At 71.2% G+C, this 16,357-nt stretch carries 14 protein-coding genes; 5 read left to right on the top strand and 9 right to left on the bottom strand.

All coding sequences use genetic code 11. From position 1 onward, the window contains the following. Nucleotides 1–123: 123 nt before the first annotated feature. The 7 genes from ACZ6S0_RS43555 to ACZ6S0_RS43585 all read right to left on the bottom strand — a co-directional run bounded on the left by ACZ6S0_RS43555 (nucleotide 124) and on the right by ACZ6S0_RS43585 (nucleotide 8,734). Nucleotides 124–807 carry an alpha/beta fold hydrolase gene (locus tag ACZ6S0_RS43555; RefSeq protein WP_465925221.1) on the bottom strand — a complete coding sequence of 228 codons (684 nt, stop codon included), beginning with the start codon at nucleotides 805–807 and terminating at the stop codon, nucleotides 124–126. Beyond that, the gene (locus ACZ6S0_RS43560) at nucleotides 804–1,748 is read right to left on the bottom strand and encodes an alpha/beta fold hydrolase (protein ID WP_465925223.1); all 945 of its coding nucleotides are present in this window, start codon (nucleotides 1,746–1,748) and stop codon (nucleotides 804–806) included. The genes ACZ6S0_RS43555 and ACZ6S0_RS43560 overlap by 4 nt, the downstream gene beginning before the upstream one ends. 62 nt (nucleotides 1,749–1,810) lie before the next feature. Next, nucleotides 1,811–3,571 carry an outer membrane protein assembly factor BamB family protein gene (locus ACZ6S0_RS43565; protein WP_465925225.1) on the bottom strand — a complete coding sequence of 587 codons (1,761 nt, stop codon included), beginning with the start codon at nucleotides 3,569–3,571 and terminating at the stop codon, nucleotides 1,811–1,813. Nucleotides 3,572–3,583: 12 nt separating this feature from the next. After that, nucleotides 3,584–4,633 carry a hypothetical protein gene (locus tag ACZ6S0_RS43570; protein WP_465925227.1) on the bottom strand — a complete coding sequence of 350 codons (1,050 nt, stop codon included), beginning with the start codon at nucleotides 4,631–4,633 and terminating at the stop codon, nucleotides 3,584–3,586. 130 nt (nucleotides 4,634–4,763) lie between these two features. Further along, on the bottom strand, nucleotides 4,764–7,331 hold the full coding sequence (locus ACZ6S0_RS43575) for a polysaccharide lyase family 8 super-sandwich domain-containing protein (protein ID WP_465925229.1): 2,568 nt from the start codon (nucleotides 7,329–7,331) through the stop codon (nucleotides 4,764–4,766). An 80-nt stretch (nucleotides 7,332–7,411) separates the two neighbouring features. Then, nucleotides 7,412–7,933 (bottom strand): phospholipase, encoded by a 522-nt coding sequence (locus tag ACZ6S0_RS43580; RefSeq protein ID WP_465925231.1) that lies wholly within the window; start codon nucleotides 7,931–7,933, stop codon nucleotides 7,412–7,414. 159 nt (nucleotides 7,934–8,092) lie between these two features. Next, entirely contained in the window at nucleotides 8,093–8,734 is a 642-nt protein-coding gene (locus ACZ6S0_RS43585; RefSeq protein WP_465925233.1) for a tetratricopeptide repeat protein, read from the bottom strand. A 171-nt stretch (nucleotides 8,735–8,905) separates the two neighbouring features. Here ACZ6S0_RS43585 and ACZ6S0_RS43590 point away from each other — a divergent pair, with 171 nt between their 5' ends. Next, the gene (locus tag ACZ6S0_RS43590) at nucleotides 8,906–10,219 is read left to right on the top strand and encodes a cytochrome P450 (protein ID WP_465925235.1); all 1,314 of its coding nucleotides are present in this window, start codon (nucleotides 8,906–8,908) and stop codon (nucleotides 10,217–10,219) included. A gap of 121 nt (nucleotides 10,220–10,340) precedes the next feature. Continuing rightward, nucleotides 10,341–10,778 carry an anthrone oxygenase family protein gene (locus ACZ6S0_RS43595; RefSeq protein WP_465925237.1) on the top strand — a complete coding sequence of 146 codons (438 nt, stop codon included), beginning with the start codon at nucleotides 10,341–10,343 and terminating at the stop codon, nucleotides 10,776–10,778. 20 nt (nucleotides 10,779–10,798) lie between these two features. Here ACZ6S0_RS43595 and ACZ6S0_RS43600 read toward each other — a convergent pair whose 3' ends face one another. Continuing rightward, nucleotides 10,799–11,242 (bottom strand): hypothetical protein, encoded by a 444-nt coding sequence (locus ACZ6S0_RS43600; protein WP_465925239.1) that lies wholly within the window; start codon nucleotides 11,240–11,242, stop codon nucleotides 10,799–10,801. 298 nt (nucleotides 11,243–11,540) lie between these two features. Here ACZ6S0_RS43600 and ACZ6S0_RS43605 point away from each other — a divergent pair, with 298 nt between their 5' ends. Further along, nucleotides 11,541–12,008, top strand: coding sequence for a PPOX class F420-dependent oxidoreductase (locus ACZ6S0_RS43605; RefSeq protein WP_465925241.1), 468 nt, complete (start codon nucleotides 11,541–11,543; stop codon nucleotides 12,006–12,008). A 98-nt stretch (nucleotides 12,009–12,106) separates the two neighbouring features. After that, on the top strand, nucleotides 12,107–14,200 hold the full coding sequence (ligA, locus tag ACZ6S0_RS43610; protein ID WP_465925243.1) for an NAD-dependent DNA ligase LigA: 2,094 nt from the start codon (nucleotides 12,107–12,109) through the stop codon (nucleotides 14,198–14,200). Between the two features lie 128 nt (nucleotides 14,201–14,328). Here the strand turns inward: ligA and ACZ6S0_RS43615 are convergent, their stop codons facing one another. Next, nucleotides 14,329–15,240 (bottom strand): class I SAM-dependent methyltransferase, encoded by a 912-nt coding sequence (locus ACZ6S0_RS43615; protein ID WP_465925245.1) that lies wholly within the window; start codon nucleotides 15,238–15,240, stop codon nucleotides 14,329–14,331. 370 nt (nucleotides 15,241–15,610) lie between these two features. Here ACZ6S0_RS43615 and ACZ6S0_RS43620 point away from each other — a divergent pair, with 370 nt between their 5' ends. Next, entirely contained in the window at nucleotides 15,611–16,273 is a 663-nt protein-coding gene (locus tag ACZ6S0_RS43620) for a restriction endonuclease (protein WP_465925247.1), read from the top strand. The last annotated feature ends 84 nt before the right edge of the window (nucleotides 16,274–16,357 follow it).

The following is a 16,357-nucleotide window of genomic DNA, read 5'->3' on the forward strand; positions in this document are numbered from 1 at the left end:
CGCGGGCACGCTGTCGTCGCCAAGGTGCCGTCATATCCCAGGATGCGGGGGTGCGCCGGAAGTTCGATCCGACGCACCCCTTTTTTCACCCTTTTTCGTGACGTGCTCCTCGGCGTCCGGCGCCTACCCGGCGGCGGCCTGCTTGACCAGGTCGGCCACGGCGGCCGGCTGCGACACGTAGACGGCATGGCTGGCCGCCGTCTCGGCGACGGTCGATCCGGCCCGCTCGGCCATCGCCCGCTGCGCGGCCGGTGGGATCATCCGGTCGTCGGTCGCGACCAGGTACCAGCTCGGCTTCGTCCGCCAGGCCGGGCTGCTCACCGCGCCGCCGAGCGCGTCGACGCCCCACGGCACCTGCGCGTCGGCGAGGAACGCGGCCTGTCCTGCGGGCAGGTCGGCGGCGAAGGACTCGTGGAACCGCACGCGGTCGAGCAGGAGGAACCCGTTCTCGGGCGGCAGGATCGGCGGCACGGGCGCGCCGGGCGGCGGGTCGGCGATCAGCGTGCTCACCGACTCCCCCGTGTCCGGCGCGAACGCCGCGACGTACACCAGCGACGCGACCCGGTCATGCGTGCCCGCCTCGGTGACGACCACCCCGCCGTAGGAGTGGCCGACCAGCACGGCCGGCCCGTCCTGGCGGTCGAGGACCTGCCGGGTCGCGGCCACGTCGCCGTCGAGGGACAGCGTCGGGTTCTGCACGACGCTGACCCGGTACCCCTCCGCGGTGAGCAGGGCGTGGACCGACTCCCAGCCGGAGCCGTCCACGAACCCGCCGTGGACCAGGACGACGTTGCGGATGGCGCTCATGAGTTTCTCCCTGTCTGTGCTGTTTCTGGTGTCGTGTCCGGGTGGTCGAGGAGGCCGATCGATCGGGCGAAGCCCGTGACGGCCGCGGCGAAGGCGTCGGGCTGTTCGAGGTGCGGCATGTGCCCGCTGTTCTGGAGCAGCACGAGCCGGAGGTCGGGGATGGCCCCGTACAGGTGCCGGGTCCAGACGGGGCCGCAGATGAAGTCGTGGACGCCGGTCAGCGCGAGCACCGGCGCGGTCAGGGAGGTCAGGGAGTCACGGGTGTCGAACGGCCGCGGTTCCCTGCCCCGCTGCGGGTCGACCCACGCCTGGATGCCCGCCCGTACCGTCGCGAGGCCCGGGTTCCACGGGTCGGCGAAATAGAGGGGCAGGACCCGGCGCAGGGCGTCAGTGTAGTCGGCGTCGGTGCCGGCGGCGAGCGCGGCCGTGAACGCCGCCGGGATCTCCGCGGCCTCCGGCCGGGCCGGGTGCCGTTCGGGGAAGCGGCGTACATTGTCCACCGCCGCCTGCCAGAACTCCTCGCCGACGACGGGCGAGGTGGCGTAGAGGACCAGGCCGCCGAGGCGGCCGGGGTGCGCCAGGGCGTAGCGCTGCGCCACGAAACCGCCGTGCGAATGGCCCAGCAGCAGCGGCGACGGCACATCGAGGCCGTCGATCAGCGCGGCCAGGAACTCGGCGTAACGGTCGACGTGGTAGTCCTCGGGACGGGCGAGCCGGGCCGAGCGGCCGGTGCCGATGGGCTCCACGTAGACCATGGTCAGGTGACGCCCCAGCGCGGGCAGGCGCAGGTACTCCCGGCCGATTCCCGGCCCGCCCGGGTGTACCACGCACACCGGCCCGCTGCCGGCGACGTGGTACCACTGCGCCGCACCCCCGACCTCGATGACGTGATCGCCCGGCGCGAGCCGGTCGACGTCCGAGATGTGGTGTTTCTCCTTCATACCGGTCCAGATGCGCGGCGAGGTGAAAAGTTCGCTCGCCCTCGCGTGAATCCGCCGGCTCCTCAGGTGAGGCCGACGACCGTGGTGCCGTCCTGGTAGGCGACCACGACCGCGTCCGAGACCGGCAGCAGGTACAGCTCCCGCGACCCGAAAGCACTGGTCCGGTCGTAGCCCATGTCGAAGGAGAGGTTCGTCGGCCGGGTAGCGCCCCAGCCGACCATGCTGGTCTCGATGGTCACCGTGTCCCCCTTGACCGTTCTGGTCACCACCCTGGCCGCGAGCAGGCCGTCTTCGAGGCGTAGCGCCTCCCAGGAATCGCCTTCCAGCGCCGGCTCGGCCGTCTTCGGCTCACCGCCGTCGTACGGCGTCCAGCGGTACCACTCCCACACGTTCTCGAGCGACCTGGTCAGGTAGCCGTCCGCGGTGAACGTCGCCGGCGCGTCCCGGGACGAGCCGGCGGGCCCCAGGTCCTCCCCGTGCTCCTGCGCCAGGACCACCTCCTTGGAGGCGTCCTCGTCATCGTCCGTGAAGGTCACCCACAGGACGCTGCCGTCCGCCGCGCGCTCGGCCTCGACGTCGGGTGTGCCATAGAGCCACGGCCACTCATAGCGCCACACCTCGTCCCCGCTCCGCGGGTCCAGGGCGATCACCCCGACGCCCTGGTCGCAGAACACCGGCAGGGCGATCACGTCACGAAGGTTCACATGCCAGCGCTCCGACCGGAGGGAGCCCACGTGGCACTCCTCGGGCAGGCGATACGTCCAGGCGATCCGCCCGATGTCCCGCAGGTCCCATCCGACCACCGCCTGGTCGTCGGCGTTGGACGTGACGAAGCCGGACGAGGTCATGGTGGCGTTCAGGTGCAGCCCGCGGGCCTGCTCGGAGATGACCCCGCCGGTGTGGGCGTCCATCAGCACCGTCCGGTCCCTGACCGCCTGTATCCCGCTGCTCCCCGTGCCGAACTCCACCGCGACCAGGTCGCCGTCCGGGGCGGTCAGGAGCCGCACGGCCGCCGCTCCTGGACGGCGGTAGTGCCAGCGTTCGCGGCCTGTGACGGAGTCCAGGGCCACCACGCCGTCGGACAGGCGCACGACCACGTGCCCGCCGGCGGCCACCGCCTGCCGGACCGTGCCGCCGTCCGGCGGGCGCCACTGCCAGGCGATCTTGCTCACCGAGGCGGGAACGGGGTCCTCCGGGGCGGGGCCCCGGCCCGTCCTGGAGGGATCGGTGGCCACTGCGGTGGCGGCCTCGACCGGCAGCGTCTCGGCGGCCAGCAGGCCCGCCTGCGCCACGGCCGCCACGGTGAGCAGCCCAGCGCACAGGCTCGTCAGCGACCGGGCGGTCAGGTCGGCCGCGCCCTTGCCCAGCGCGGCGAGCCCGGCCGCGGCGAACGTCAGGCCGAGGCCGAACAGGACGTCGCCGGGCTCGGGCAGCCCGCCCATGAAGCCGCGTTGCAGACGGACCAGGCCGTACAGGGCGAACGGGCACACGACCAGCGCCGCCAGGACGACCCGCACGCGTACGCTGTACACCGCGTCCGGGACGGCACGCGGGTTCTCCTCGGGAGGGGCGGCCAGGCGAGCGAGCCTGACCACCGCGACCACCGGTGCCGCCAGCAACCCGGCCGCCACGAGGAGCATGACGTTCATCCCGGTCGACGGCTCCTCGACCAGCGACCAGCGCAGGGCGTGACCCCACCCGGCCGCCGCCACACCCGCGATCATGAGCCCCGCGCCGAACCAACCCCAGCGCATGCCCGCCACCCGGCGCTCGGAGAGCCGTCCAGAAGGGGCCTCGTCGGGATCACCGTCGGAGTGCGTCATGAAACTCCCACCTCATACGGCGGCGTCGCACTGCCGCTTCCGTCGCGGATCGGCGTCGCAGGCGGGGATCTCGCCCCCGCCCGCGACGACCAGCCGCCGGTCACCGAGCGGTTCGCCGAGCGTGATGCCCAGTTGTCGCGGAATGGTCAGGTACTCGTAGCGGCTCGTGCACTTCTCGGTAAGACGTACGCCGCCACGGCCCGACTCCTCGAAGAGGCCGACCGCCACCTCGCGAGCCTTCTCCTCGACCACGCCGTCGCCACGGTCAGCGCACGGCGACAACGAGTAGACGATCACCAGGCGCCTGCCGTTGACGTTGCCCTTGCTGTCGGAGTAGGGCCGGTAGCCGATGATGCGCCCGGAGAGCCGATCCGACTCGGGCTTCAGCCCGAGCCGGCGAACCTCGCCGTTGCCGATCCTCGAAGCGCGTGCCAGGGCGACCACGTCGCAGGCTTTCGCGCGCTCCGGGTCGGCCTCGCACTTGGGGATCTCGGTGCCGTCCCAGGTGGTGACCCGCCGGCCGCCGATCGGCGCGTCGAGCGCGAGAGGGTTGATCGCGGGCACGGACACGTCGGCCGGGCCACTCCGGCATTCGAGGTCCTCCACGATGCGCACCCTGATCCGGGTCCCGTTCTCGTCGGACTTCTCCTGCAGCAGACCCGCGCACGCCGAGACCTTGAAGACGACGCGCACGTCCCCCGTGTCGGCGTCGGCGCGGTAGCCGATGATGTGGCCGGTGTGCTGGTCCGAGCCCGGTTCGACGCCTAGTTCGCGCGCGCCGCCGCTCTTGATCAGTTTTTCCGTCTCCTGGTCGCGCTCCGCCTGCTCCGCGGCGTGCTCCCGCTGCCTTTCCGCCAGGCGCCACGCGGGGTCGTACGTGACCGCGTCCCGGTACAGGAACATCCCCGCGGCCAGGACGGCCAGCGCCGCGATCGACCACAACCGGGCGGAGCCGAGGGAGAGACGCCTCCAGACGAACAGCTTCTGACCGAACTCAGGACTGATCGCGGACGCGACCAGGGCGACCACCAGAACGATGATGATCAGCCACAACAGATCCATGAAACCACGCTTCGTACGGGAGCCGACGCCGGAAGCGGGCAGCGTAGCCCCGAGGGCTGAAAGGGCGCTGAAACGGGAGGTGAGCGCCCCTGTCAGCCCGTGACCGACCGGATCTCCGGTTGACGTCCGTTCAGCGGAGGGTGGCGGTGAAGGTGCGGCCGTAGGCGTGGCGGGTGGTCGCCTGGACGAGGACGCCCCCCGGTACGCGCCGCACCGTCACCCCCTCGTCGGCCGTCTCCAGCCTGAGCCGCGGACCGTGCAGGACGACACTGACGCGGTCGCGCCGCATCGTGGGATCGGACACGGCGACGACCGTACGCTCCCCCGACCTGACGATGACCGAGGCCGGCCCGTCGACGAGCAGCCGACCGGCGTGGCGGGGGCCGTCGGTGAAGACGTTGGCGGCCACGAGCCCGAGCGTCTTGTGCTCGATCGCCTGCACGTGCCGGTTGTTGACCAGCACGGACAGCGGGCCCCGAGGGTAGGCGCGCAGGCGGGCCTCGGTCGCGTTCGGCACCAGGGCGTAGGCCAGGGCGGCGGCGCCGCCGGTGACGGGGTGGGCGATCGAGGCGGTGAAGACGTTCTTCGTCACGCTGGTGTCGGGGTTCGACGTACGCACGACCCGGCGGCTGCGCGTCACCGTCTCCAGCCCTGCCGTCACCGGCTGCCTGGTGAGGAAGGCGTAGCCGATCGCGGTACGGCGGGTGCCGTTGGCGTAGCGCAGCCAGCGCGGCGGCGCGGTGTCACCGGCCCGCCAGGCCCCGCCGTCCCAGCCCTCGCCAGTGAGCGCGACCGCGTCGGCGGGCGCGGCGATGCGGCTGTCGACGGTGGTCACCGCGGCGCGGCCGCCCTGCCCGGAGACGTCCGCGGCGAGCACCACGATCTCGTCGTCGAGCATGAACCAGGACTTGGTCGCGCGGGCGTTCCGGTAGGCGACGAAGTCGTCGGGCAGGAGGCCGGCCTGCTTGGCGGTGTAGGCGGCGTCGTCGGACTGCACCATCCCGGCCACGCCGTACGCGCCCAGCGTGGCGCCGCCGGAGAAGGCGTTGCCGGCGCGCGGGAAGTACACGTAGGTGTTCTGGGACTCGGAGGAGGAGGTGAAGTTGAGCGGGTGGGAGGGGTTGTCGTACCAGAACCGGCCGTACAGGTCGGGCACCGTCCGCCGCTCCTCGACCGGCGCGGTGATCCCGGCCAGCCGGTACGGCGAGACGGCCGTGTAGTAGTCGACGCCGAAGACCTCACGCTGGTCCTCGCCGGCCAGGTAGAGGTAGTAGGCGCCGTCGCCCTGGAACCAGGGCATGAGGTTCTCGCCGTTCATGTACTCGTACTTGCTGATCCGCTCCGAGCTGCGCGCCAGGGCGAAGGCGTAGCCGGGGCGGCGGTGCACGGTCTTGTCCATGGCGTTGTACGCCACGCTGCGCTCGGGCGCGTTGAGGTCGGCGGCCGGTACGGCGGAGTCGGCGCGGATGGCCGCGTACCGGGCGATGCTGACCGGGGAGACGAAGGCGGCGGTGTCGGCGGCCGGCAGGAACCTGACGTACTTCCTCAGCGCGAGCGCCTCGGCGGCCCCGACGTGGTCGGCCAGGTCGGCGATGGCCTCCACGATCACCCCGACGTCGGCGTAGCCGGTGACCGTACGCGAGGCGGCCCGCCCCTTGACGATCTCCATCATCCAGCCCTCGAAGATCAGGGGGGCGAAGCCGTCGGCGATCCAGCGGTACACCACGGCGGGCAGGTCCTCCGCGGCGGTGCCGCTCACAGGGCCGCTCGCCGTTCCGCTCGTCGCGCCCTGGAGCGTCTTGAGGGTCTGGACGACGCGCGTCAGCAGGAGTCGTCCGTACGAGCCGGTGTAGGCGACCGAGTGGTGCTGGATGAAGGAGCCGTCGCGGTAGTAGCCGTCGGTGACGCCGTGCTGGAGGTCGTACGGGTCGATGGTGGCGAAGACGGTGGCCTGGTCGGAGATGGCCTTGGTGACGCGGGCGTCGTCGCCGGTGAGCGCGCCCTGCAGGATGCGGTTGGCGGCGATGTCGGCCAGGTTCGCGCCGGTGTGGAAGCGCGAGTCGAGGTCGACGTCGCCGTTCTTGCCGTTGCGCAGGTAGGCGTCCATGGAGGCCAGGTAGGGCGCGGTCAGCCCGTCGCGTAACTGCTCGGCCAGCAGGACGAGCGTCCTGCTCACGTGGGTGGGGATGCCGATCTCCCAGGTGTGCCAGTTTCCGTAGTAACCGGCCTGCTGGTCGCCGAAGTAGCGCTCGTGCAGCCACAGCAGGCCGTCGGCCACCCTGCGCTGGACGGTCGCGTCGTCGATCAGCCCGCTGCCCGGTGTGCGGGTGGCGAGCGCGATCTCGTACAGGTACTGGTAGGCCAGGCGCAGGTTGGCGTCGTCGGTGCCGAGCCGCAGCCCGGCGAACAGCTCGCCGTCGCCCGCCCGGTCCATGGCGGTCAGCCGCTGCCCTGCGGTGGCGACGATGGCCGCGAGCTTGGCGGCGACCTCGGGACGGGCGTTGACCTCGGGGGTGCCCGCGAGCATCGAGACGGTGTTGGCGAGCAGCCGCGCATGGTCGATCCCCGCCGCGGCGCGCGAGGGGGTGGCCATGGTGAGCAGACCGGCGGCGGGGAGCAGGGAGAGAACCTGGCGACGGGACATGTGCGGCACGGCGGGCTCCAGGCCGTTGGAGGATATGCCGCGCTCACCATACATGATCTTTATTTTCAGGCACAGGGCATCGCGCGGCACTTTTTTCCACCGGCCGGCCCCGGCCCGGCACGGCCCGTCACGGCTCAGAGTGGAGCGCGGGGGTCCTCCGAGTCGCGGCCCACGAGCCCGCCCAGCCGCCGGACCGCCTGGTGGTACGACCACGCGAGACGGTCGCAGGCGGTCTTGCGCGCTCCGGCGTACTCGACGCACACCTGCCGCATGTCGAAGAGGAAGGCGCTGTCGACGTGCTCCTTGTTCGCCGGGAACCGCTCCAGCGCCTTGTAGTTGCGGTAGCCGAAGTCGTGCCGACGGCAGGCCGGGCGGAAGTCGAAGCCGAGCGGCCGGTCGGGGCTGCCCGAGCAGAGGTCGGAGGACCAGTCGAAGCCGTACGCGCCCCACGACGCCCGGCTGTCCCAGGCGTCGCGCCAGGCCGCGGCGCTGGGTTCGGTGGGCTGGGTCAGGGCGTCGAGCGCGGCGAGCTTCTGCTCCAGCGTCACCGTGGACTCCAGCGTCACCGTGGACTCCAGCGCCGCTCCTGCGGAGGCCGCGGCCGGGCACGTCAGGACGGCGACGAGGGGCAGGGCGGCGAGCGCGCGTCCGACCATGGGCAGAACCTGCCTGTCTTGCCAGGGGAAACCTGTCCTGGCCAGCTTCACCCGCTCGCCCGGCGGCGGGCCCGGCGGGCGCTGCAGTGTCGGACCAGGTCTCGCCCAAGTTTCCCCAAGCGCGCGGCGGGGCCAGGCGCTACTCGCCGCGGAACGTGATCACGTAGCCGCCGCGGGGCGGCTGCCCGGCCCCTGCCCCGGCTCGGCCTCCTCCTCCTCGCCCCGCAGCGCCCGCAGGGCCTTGCGGGCCACGGGCGCGGCCTCCGGGTGACCGGTGGCGACCGCCCGCCGGTACAGTTCGGCGGCGGCGTCGGGGTCGTGCTCCGCGCGCAGCTCGGCCAGGCCGGTCATGGCCTTCGGGGCGGTCTGGGGATCGCCGGTGTCGATCGCCCGCTGGTAGAGGTCGGCGGCGAGCGTGCGGTCGCACTCGTCGTCGGGCAGGTCGTACCGGATCAGCTCCGCCAGGCACAGCAGCGCGTTGGCGGCCAGGTCGTGGCCGGAGTCGATGACGAGCCGGTACGCCTCGGCCGCCTCCCCGTAGCGGCCACCGGCCGACAGCACCCCGGCCAGCAGGAACGCGGCCACCGGCGCCTTACCGGGCCGGCCGGTGAGCATGGCCGCCCGATAGGCCACCTCCGCCCCCGCCCGGTCGCCCGACTGTTTGAGCAGGATGCCGAGCTTGATGCCCGCCTCGGCCGTCGCGAGGGAATGGCCGGAGGCGATCGCCCTGCGGTAGTGCGCGGCGGCGGCGTCGAGGTCACCGCGGAGCGCGAGCTTGTTGCCGCGTTCGAACAGGGCCATGGGGTCTTTCCGCCGGGTGAACCACATGCCTCATGCTCACCCGCCCACCCGGGGACCGGTCCCGGAGGCGACCTCACCGATGCTCCAGGACCGGCGGCGACGGCCCGTGCCGGGTGCGGGCGAGCCGTGGCGAGGGTTGCGATCCCGGCGCGATCGAGAGACCGTGGCGACGTGCGCGAGATCCCTGGACCACCCCACCAGGCCGACTCCGGACGTGACGCCATCGCGGCCGCCGGCGGCCTGCACACCTACCAACTCCACCTGCACGAGCAGTACGGACCCGTCGTACGCTTCCAGCTCCCCGGCACCCGGGCGGCCGTCTCGGTGGCCGATCCCGTGCTGCTGGAGGCCACCGCCGCGGTCAACAAGCGGCCGGACAAGCCGTTCGAGTTCCTGGCCCCGCTGTGCGAGGCGGGCAACCTGCAGACGCTCCCGGCCGACGAACACCGGCCGCTGCGCCGGGCCCTGCTGTCGGTGCTGGCCGGGCGGCCCTCGCACGAGGCGCACTTCCCCGAGTTCGCCGCGCTGGCGACCGACCTGGCCGACCGGTGGGCGGCCCGCGCCACCGCGGGCCCGGTGGACCTGCAGCACGACCTGAGCGAGCTGTCGCTGCGGATGATCTGCCACTACGCGCTCGGCGGCGGCATCGACGACCCGGCCCACGTGGTCGACGCCTTCGAGACCGTGCTGACCGTGTACCTGGGCCGCGCCGACGCCCGCGCCGACGCCCACGGCGACGGTCGGGCGCGGGCCGCGCGGGAGCTGGCGTACCTGCGCGAGGTCGTGGACGGCGTGCTCGCCGCGGGTGCCAGCGACCTGGTGTCCGCCCTGGTCAAGGCCGACATGAGCGCGGCCAGGGTGCGCGACGCCGTACTGATGATCATGATGGCGGCGCACCACACGACCGGCGTGGCCGTCTCCTGGACGCTGCACCTGCTGACCCGCCACCCCGAGGAGGCCGCGCGCGTCGTCGAGGAACTGGACGAGGTCCTCGGTACGCGGCCCGCGCCCACGTACGCCGACCTGCGCCGCCTGCCCCGGCTGGAGATGGCGCTCAAGGAGGCGATGCGGCTCTACCCGCCCGGCCCGTACGGCGCCCGCGAGACCACCGAGGACCTCACGCTCGGCGCCTACCACATCCCGGCCGGAACGACGATCTTCTACCCGTTCTGGGCCGTGCACCTCAATCCGTCGTACTGGCCCGACCCGCACGCGTTCGTCCCCGACCGGTTCACCGCCGAGGCGCAGGCCGAACGCCCCCGGTACGCCTACATCCCCTTCGGCCTGGGCCCGCGGAGCTGCGAGGGCGCGGGCCTGGCCATGGTCGAGGCCGAGCTGGTGCTCGCGGTGTTGCTCAAACGGTTCCGGTTCGAGCCGGTCGCGGACCATCCCGTCGTACCTGTGGAGCGTTTCGTCCTGTGGGCCGAGCACGACATCCGGATGCGCCTGAGCGCCAGAGACGCCGCCGAGCCGGGCCGTCCGTGACGGCGTGGGCCACGATCCTCCGCCGCACCGGCGGCGTGGACGATCGCACATGGACGATCGCACATGGCCTTGAGCGCGCGGGCCATGGACCCGCGCGCCTCCTCGGCGGGACGATGGGGCCATGTTGATCCTGGCTCTCATCACCCTCGTCCTGCACGGCGCCCTCACGGGCCTGTTCTACGCGTTCTCCATGTCCGTCATGCCGGGCCTGAACGCGATCGACCCCGCTCAGGCGGAGGCCGCGATGCGCAGCGTCAACCGGAAGATCCTCAACCCGTGGTTGTTCGTGGTCTTCCTGGGTTCGCCGCTCGCGGCCCTGGTGTCCGGGTTCCTCGCGGGCGCTCCGGCCGCCGTGTGGTTCTTCGCCGCCGCCGCCGTGAACTTCGTCGGCTCGTTCCTGGTCACCGTGGCGATCAACGTACCGATGAACAACGCGCTCGACGCCGGGACCATGCCCTTCAAGGAGTACTCGCCGCGGTGGACCACCTGGAACACGGTGCGCACCGTGGCGTGCGCGGCCGGTCTCGTCCTGGTCGGGATCGGACTGACCGGCCTGTGACCGCCCCCTGAGAGTTCCGCCTAGTAGATGCGGTACTTCTTGCCGCAGTTGTCGAACTTGCCGGCCCAGCAGGTGAAGGTGTAGACCTTCGAGATCCCCCGGCCGCTCCACGAGCCGGCGACCTTGCCGTCCCACGACTTGTTGAACTTGTGCCAGCTACCGTTCTGGTAGTACTCGAACCAGACCCAGCCCTTCTTACCGCCCTTCCTGTCCACGCCGTACCACTTCGTGAACACCTTGCCGCCCGACTTCCAGGTCTTGCCGAACGTGTACGCCTTGTGGTCGCTGGAGAAGAACTTCCCCCAACTGCCCCCGTAGGCCGCGGTGAACTGCGTGCTGGGCTGCGTGCCGGACTGCGTGGTGGAGCGAGTCTCCTGAGCCGCCTGAGCCGTCGCCGGGCTGAGCGCCAGGCCGGTCAGGGCCGTCGAACCGGCCAGGGCCGCGATCGCCAGAGTCTTGCGCATTGTGGGTTCCTCCCCGTTTGTCGGTCGGTGCCGCCGGAGTGCCCCGGCAGGACAGACGGTACGGAGACCGCAAGCGAACTACTGTGGAGGAATCCACACATGAAGCGTGATCGGTGCCACACGGGCGAAAGTCATCCAGAACGCCTCCTCGTACGAAGCCGCCCGCCGGTCGGCACGAGACGTCCGAGAGGGTCGTGCACCTCTGAGGCCGACCATTGTGGTACGGCTGGTACGCCCCCTCGGTTGCCGTTTCAGCGCCGATGCCGGGGCGGACCGAATCTGATCCGAAAGGCTTGAGATGGCTCCCAGCATCGCCACCGCGCGCCGCGTCGAACTGCCCGAACTGCTCGACTTCCTGCGTCCCAGACACCACGGTCTGCTCTCCACCACCCGTGCGGACGGACGCCCCCAGCTCTCACCGGTCTCCTGCGGCGTCGACGAGGACGGCCGGATCGTGGTCTCGACCTATCCCGACCGCGTCAAGGCCGTCAACGCCCGCCGCGACGACCGGGTGTCGATCTGTGTCCTGTCCGACGACTGGAACGGGCCGTACGTGCAGGTGGACGGGCACGCCGAGGTGCTCGACATGCCCGAGGCGCTGGAGCCGCTGGTCGAGTACTACCGTTGCATCGCGGGCGAACACCCCGACTGGGACGAATACCGCGAAGCCATGCGCCGCCAGGACAAGTCGCTGATCCGCCTGCACATCGACCGCTGGGGTCCCATCGCGACCGGCGGCTTCCCCGCCCGCCTCGTACAGGACTGACGGCCCGGCCACGCACCGGCACGGACCTGCGCGTCGGCTCCCGTACGAGCGCGTCGCCTGCCAGGGGAATTGTCGGTGGCGCACGACATGATGGCGCCATGACCGAGACACCCCCCATCACCGCCCTGGCCGACGACGCCGCCTACGCCAAGGCCGTGCGGCTCGCGGTCGAGTCCGCCGCCGCCTACTACGCCGACGGCACCTCCACGCTCGACGACGACGCCTACGACCGGCTGGTCCGCGACATCCAGGCATACGAGGAGGAGCATCCAGCGGCGGTGCTGCCGTCCTCGCCCACGGGCAAGGTGGCCGGTGGGGCCGTGGTGGGCGACGTGCCGCACACGGTGCCGATGCTCAGCCTCGACAACGTGTTCGGGGCCGAGCAGCTCGCCGACTGGGCGACCGGGCTGGAGCGCAGGCTCGGCCGTCCCGTCACGGTGTGGAGCGTGGAGCCCAAGCTCGACGGGCTGGCCATCTCGGCCCGCTACCGGCACGGCCGCCTGGCGCAGCTCGTCACGCGTGGCGACGGCACCGCGGGCGAAGACGTCTCCCACGCCATCGGCACCATCGTGGGCCTTCCCGACAGGCTGGCCGACGCGGTCACGGTGGAGCTGCGCGGTGAGGTCATGATGACCACCTCCCAGTTCGAGGCGGCCTGCGAAAAACGGCAGGCGCACGACGGCACCTCGTTCGCCAATGCGCGCAGCGCCGCCGCGGGCACGTTACGCGCGCAGGACCGGCCCTATGTGTGCGAGCTGACGTTCTTCGGCTACGGCGTTCTGCCGTCGCCCGACGACGACTCCGCACTCGCCGTCCGGCTGCGCGAGCTGCCGCACAGCGGGGTCATGGAGTGGGTCGCCGCGCAGGGGGTGCAGACCACGGCCGCCACGCCGGTGGCCGGGATCGTCGCCGAGACGCTGGAGCGGGTGCGCGAGCGGGTCGACGAGATCGCGGAGTTGCGCGCGGAGCTGCCGTTCGGCATCGACGGCATCGTGATCAAGTGTGATCTGGCCGCCGACCAGGCCGCGGCGGGGTTCAGCTCGCGGGCGCCGCGCTGGTCGGTGGCGTACAAGCTGCCTGCCACCGAGAAGATCACCAAGCTGCTCCGCGTGGAGTGGAACGTCGGCCGCACCGGCGTCATCGCCCCGCGCGCGGTGCTGAAGCCGGTCAAGCTCGACGGCAGCACGGTCACCTACGCCACCCTGCACAACGTCGCCGACATCACCCGGCGCGGCCTGATGCTGGGCGACAGCGTGACGGTCTACAAGGCCGGCGACGTGATCCCGCGCGTGGAGGCGCCGGTCGTGCACATGCGCACCGGCGACGAGCGGCCCATCGAGATCCCCGAGGTCTGCCCCGCGTGCGGCGACACCATCGACAAGTCGCAGGAGCGCTGGCGGTGCGTGCGCGGGCGCGAGTGCCAGGCGGTCGCGTCGATCATCTACGCGGTCGGCCGCGACCAGCTCGACATCGAAGGGCTGGCGGGAAACCGCGTCAGGCAGTTGCTCGACACCGGCCTGATCGCCGACTTCGCCGACCTGTTCTTCCTGACGCGCGAGCAGCTTCTCGGTCTCGAGCGCATGGGCGAGACCAGCAGCGACAATCTGGTCGCGGCCATCGAACAGGCCAAGACGCGGCCGCTCAGCAGGGTGTTCGCGGCGCTCGGGGTGCGCGGCACCGGCCGTTCGATGAGCCGCCGCATCGCCCGCCACTTCGCCACCATGGACGCCGTCCGCGCCGCCGACGCCGAGGCGATCCAGCGGGTCGAGGGCATCGGGGGCGAGAAGGCGCCGGTCGTGGTGACGGAGCTGGCCAAGCTGGCGCCGCTCATCGACAAGCTCGTACGCGCCGGGGTGAACATGACCGAACCCGGCGCCACGCCCCCGTCCGTGGAGAGCGTGGAGAGCGCGGAGCCGACGGTCGAGCGGCCGCTCGCCTCGATGTCGGTGGTGGTCACGGGCACGATGACGGGCCCGCTGGCGGCACTGTCGCGCAACGAGGTCAACGAGCTGATCGAACGGGCCGGGGGGAAGGCGTCCTCCAGCGTGTCGGCCAAGACGTCTCTGCTGGTGGCGGGGGAGAAAGCGGGGTCCAAGCGGGCCAAGGCCGAGACGTTGGGGGTGCCGATCGTGACCCCGGAGGAGTTCGCCGACCAGGTCGGCGCGTTCATGCCGAGCGCCCAGCCCGGCTGAGCACCGACGGCACCGCCACGTCCGAGGTGGGCGCGCGTCCCATGTGGGCGGGTTCCCTGTGGACGGCCTCTGTGTGGGCAGGTCCCACGTGAGCACGTTTCGAGGTGAACGGGCTCGCGGTGAACGGGCTACTTGCCTGGGGTGGTGCGGCGGCGGAGCCATCCGGCGGCGCGGTGCGCGACGGGGCCGAGCACGCTGACCTCCTTGGTGGCCTTCTTCAGGGCCTGGACGGCGTTCCGCGACTCCGCGGTGGCCTTCTTCAGCTCCGCGGTCGTGTGCCGCAGCTCGGTGGTCAGCCGTTCGAGGTCGCTCGTGGGTGAGGCGGCGGGCTTGGGCTTCTTGCGCTGGTTGATCCGTACGAGGATGCGCTCGCCGAGCACGTCTGTGGTGTGCCACAGGTCAGGACGCGACCCGAGCCAGTCGAGCAACCGCTCCTGCACGGGGGACGGGTCGCCCCATGTGGCGTACAACTTCTGGGTGCTGACGCAGATCGGCGCCAGCCCGTGACCGGCGACCGCCTCCCACACGGCGAGTGCGACGCCCGGGGTGTGCTCGCTGCGGTAGTCGTCGAAGGCGACCACCCCGTCCTCCTTGAGCACCGTACGCGCCGCCAGCACGTCGCCCTTCACGTGCGTGTAGAGGTGGGAGGCGTCGACGTGGACGAACCTGCACGTGTCGGCCCCGACGTGGTCGAGGATGATCGACGTCGGACCGTGCACGATCTCGGGCAGGGTCTCGTGAACGCTCAGGTAGTTCTGCTCGAAACGGTCACGGGTGAGCGTGGAGTAGGACCTGGTGGTCTCGGCGTCGTTGTGGGCGTCGGGGGCGTCCGACTCGAAGAGGTCGCAGACGGTGAAGGTCTCGCTCTGGCGTACGCGGGTGCCGATCAGGACGGCGCTCTTGCCGAGATACGTCCCGAGTTCGAGGACGTCACCCCGGTTGTCGCCCTCCGACAGGAACCACTCGAACAGGCGCTGATCCGTCGGCCAGAACCAGCCGGGGATGCGCTCCAGCGCAGCAGTGAGGTCCGGAGCTGACATGCCGGGACGCTAACAGGCCCTTTATACCGACTTTAAGCGAGTTTCCATGATGGCCATCGGGAAGTAACCGAGAGTTCGGCCACTTCCGCCACCACTCCTTCGCCAACTGGCCGTATTCGGCTTCCCATCGCACGAAGCGGCGAGGCGACATCTCTTCACCTTTCTGCCGGACGAGGATTACCCCTCCTCTCCCTTTTCCCGCTCTCCTCATCCGCCCCAGATCGCACCACGCCCGCCGAACTCTCGGCACGCCAACCACTCATCACCGGTCAACTACCGATAAGGGCGTTATGCGAGTGACCGTGGGCACGGATTCTGTCGGTCGCGTCGGCCATACTCGCCATCACCAACGGCCTTCTGGAGGGGTGCGATGGCGAGACGATCCGGTCGCGGCAAGCGTCGGCGCAAGCAGGGCGACGACCGTGCGTTGTGGTTGGCAGGGCTCGGATGCACGACCATTGCGGTCGTCATTTCGGCCAGATTTGTCATGGAAAATCCGGGATGGGCGATAGGCATCGCCTCCGTGGCCATCGCCGCCTTTGGTGCTGGCCTTTTCCTGCGCTATCGGGTCCTCCAAGCTCGCCGTCAACGTTTTCTCGCGGCCAACACCGAGTTGACGAAGGTCGATCTCATGACCGGCACGCAATTCGAGCACCTGGTCGCCGAAAGGTTGATCACCGAAGGGTTCCGGCGCGTTCGGGAAAGGGGGCGCAGCGGTGACGGCGGCGTCGACATCACCGCCGTCGCACCTGGCGGCACACCGTACGCGATCCAGTGCAAGCGCTACGGCGGCAGCGTCGGAGCCCCGGCCGTCCGCAACTTCCTGGGGGCGCTGGCCAACGCCTTCAACGGGCACACGGGGATCCTCATCACGTCGGGCCGACTGACCGATCAGGCACGCACCGAGGCCCTCAACGCCCGCCAACCCCTGATCCTCCTCGAACGCGACCACCTGGCCGACTGGCTGATCGGCCAACGCACGATCCTCACCCGACCGATGCGGTTGGCAGAAGCGGACGACCCCGCAACCTGACCTCCCCCTGCAACAACGACACACCGACCGGGCAGGGCCAACCCGAGCGGGGCCGGGCCGAACCGAGGGAGACCGGGCCGAGCG

The sequence above is a fragment of the Nonomuraea sp. NPDC051298 genome (assembly GCF_055586305.1).

Coding starts and splice junctions, on each gene's coding strand:
- ACZ6S0_RS43605 (WP_465925241.1), top strand. CDS start 11,541: ATGGCTCCCAGCATCGCCACCGCGCGCCGCGTCGAACTGCCCGAACTG.
- ACZ6S0_RS43595 (WP_465925237.1), top strand. CDS start 10,341: ATGTTGATCCTGGCTCTCATCACCCTCGTCCTGCACGGCGCCCTCACG.
- ACZ6S0_RS43585 (WP_465925233.1), bottom strand. CDS start 8,734: ATGGCCCTGTTCGAACGCGGCAACAAGCTCGCGCTCCGCGGTGACCTC.
- ACZ6S0_RS43615 (WP_465925245.1), bottom strand. CDS start 15,240: ATGTCAGCTCCGGACCTCACTGCTGCGCTGGAGCGCATCCCCGGCTGG.
- ACZ6S0_RS43580 (WP_465925231.1), bottom strand. CDS start 7,933: ATGGTCGGACGCGCGCTCGCCGCCCTGCCCCTCGTCGCCGTCCTGACG.
- ligA (WP_465925243.1), top strand. CDS start 12,107: ATGACCGAGACACCCCCCATCACCGCCCTGGCCGACGACGCCGCCTAC.
- ACZ6S0_RS43565 (WP_465925225.1), bottom strand. CDS start 3,571: ATGACGCACTCCGACGGTGATCCCGACGAGGCCCCTTCTGGACGGCTC.
- ACZ6S0_RS43620 (WP_465925247.1), top strand. CDS start 15,611: ATGGCGAGACGATCCGGTCGCGGCAAGCGTCGGCGCAAGCAGGGCGAC.
- ACZ6S0_RS43555 (WP_465925221.1), bottom strand. CDS start 807: ATGAGCGCCATCCGCAACGTCGTCCTGGTCCACGGCGGGTTCGTGGAC.
- ACZ6S0_RS43560 (WP_465925223.1), bottom strand. CDS start 1,748: ATGAAGGAGAAACACCACATCTCGGACGTCGACCGGCTCGCGCCGGGC.
- ACZ6S0_RS43600 (WP_465925239.1), bottom strand. CDS start 11,242: ATGCGCAAGACTCTGGCGATCGCGGCCCTGGCCGGTTCGACGGCCCTG.
- ACZ6S0_RS43570 (WP_465925227.1), bottom strand. CDS start 4,633: ATGGATCTGTTGTGGCTGATCATCATCGTTCTGGTGGTCGCCCTGGTC.
- ACZ6S0_RS43575 (WP_465925229.1), bottom strand. CDS start 7,331: ATGTATGGTGAGCGCGGCATATCCTCCAACGGCCTGGAGCCCGCCGTG.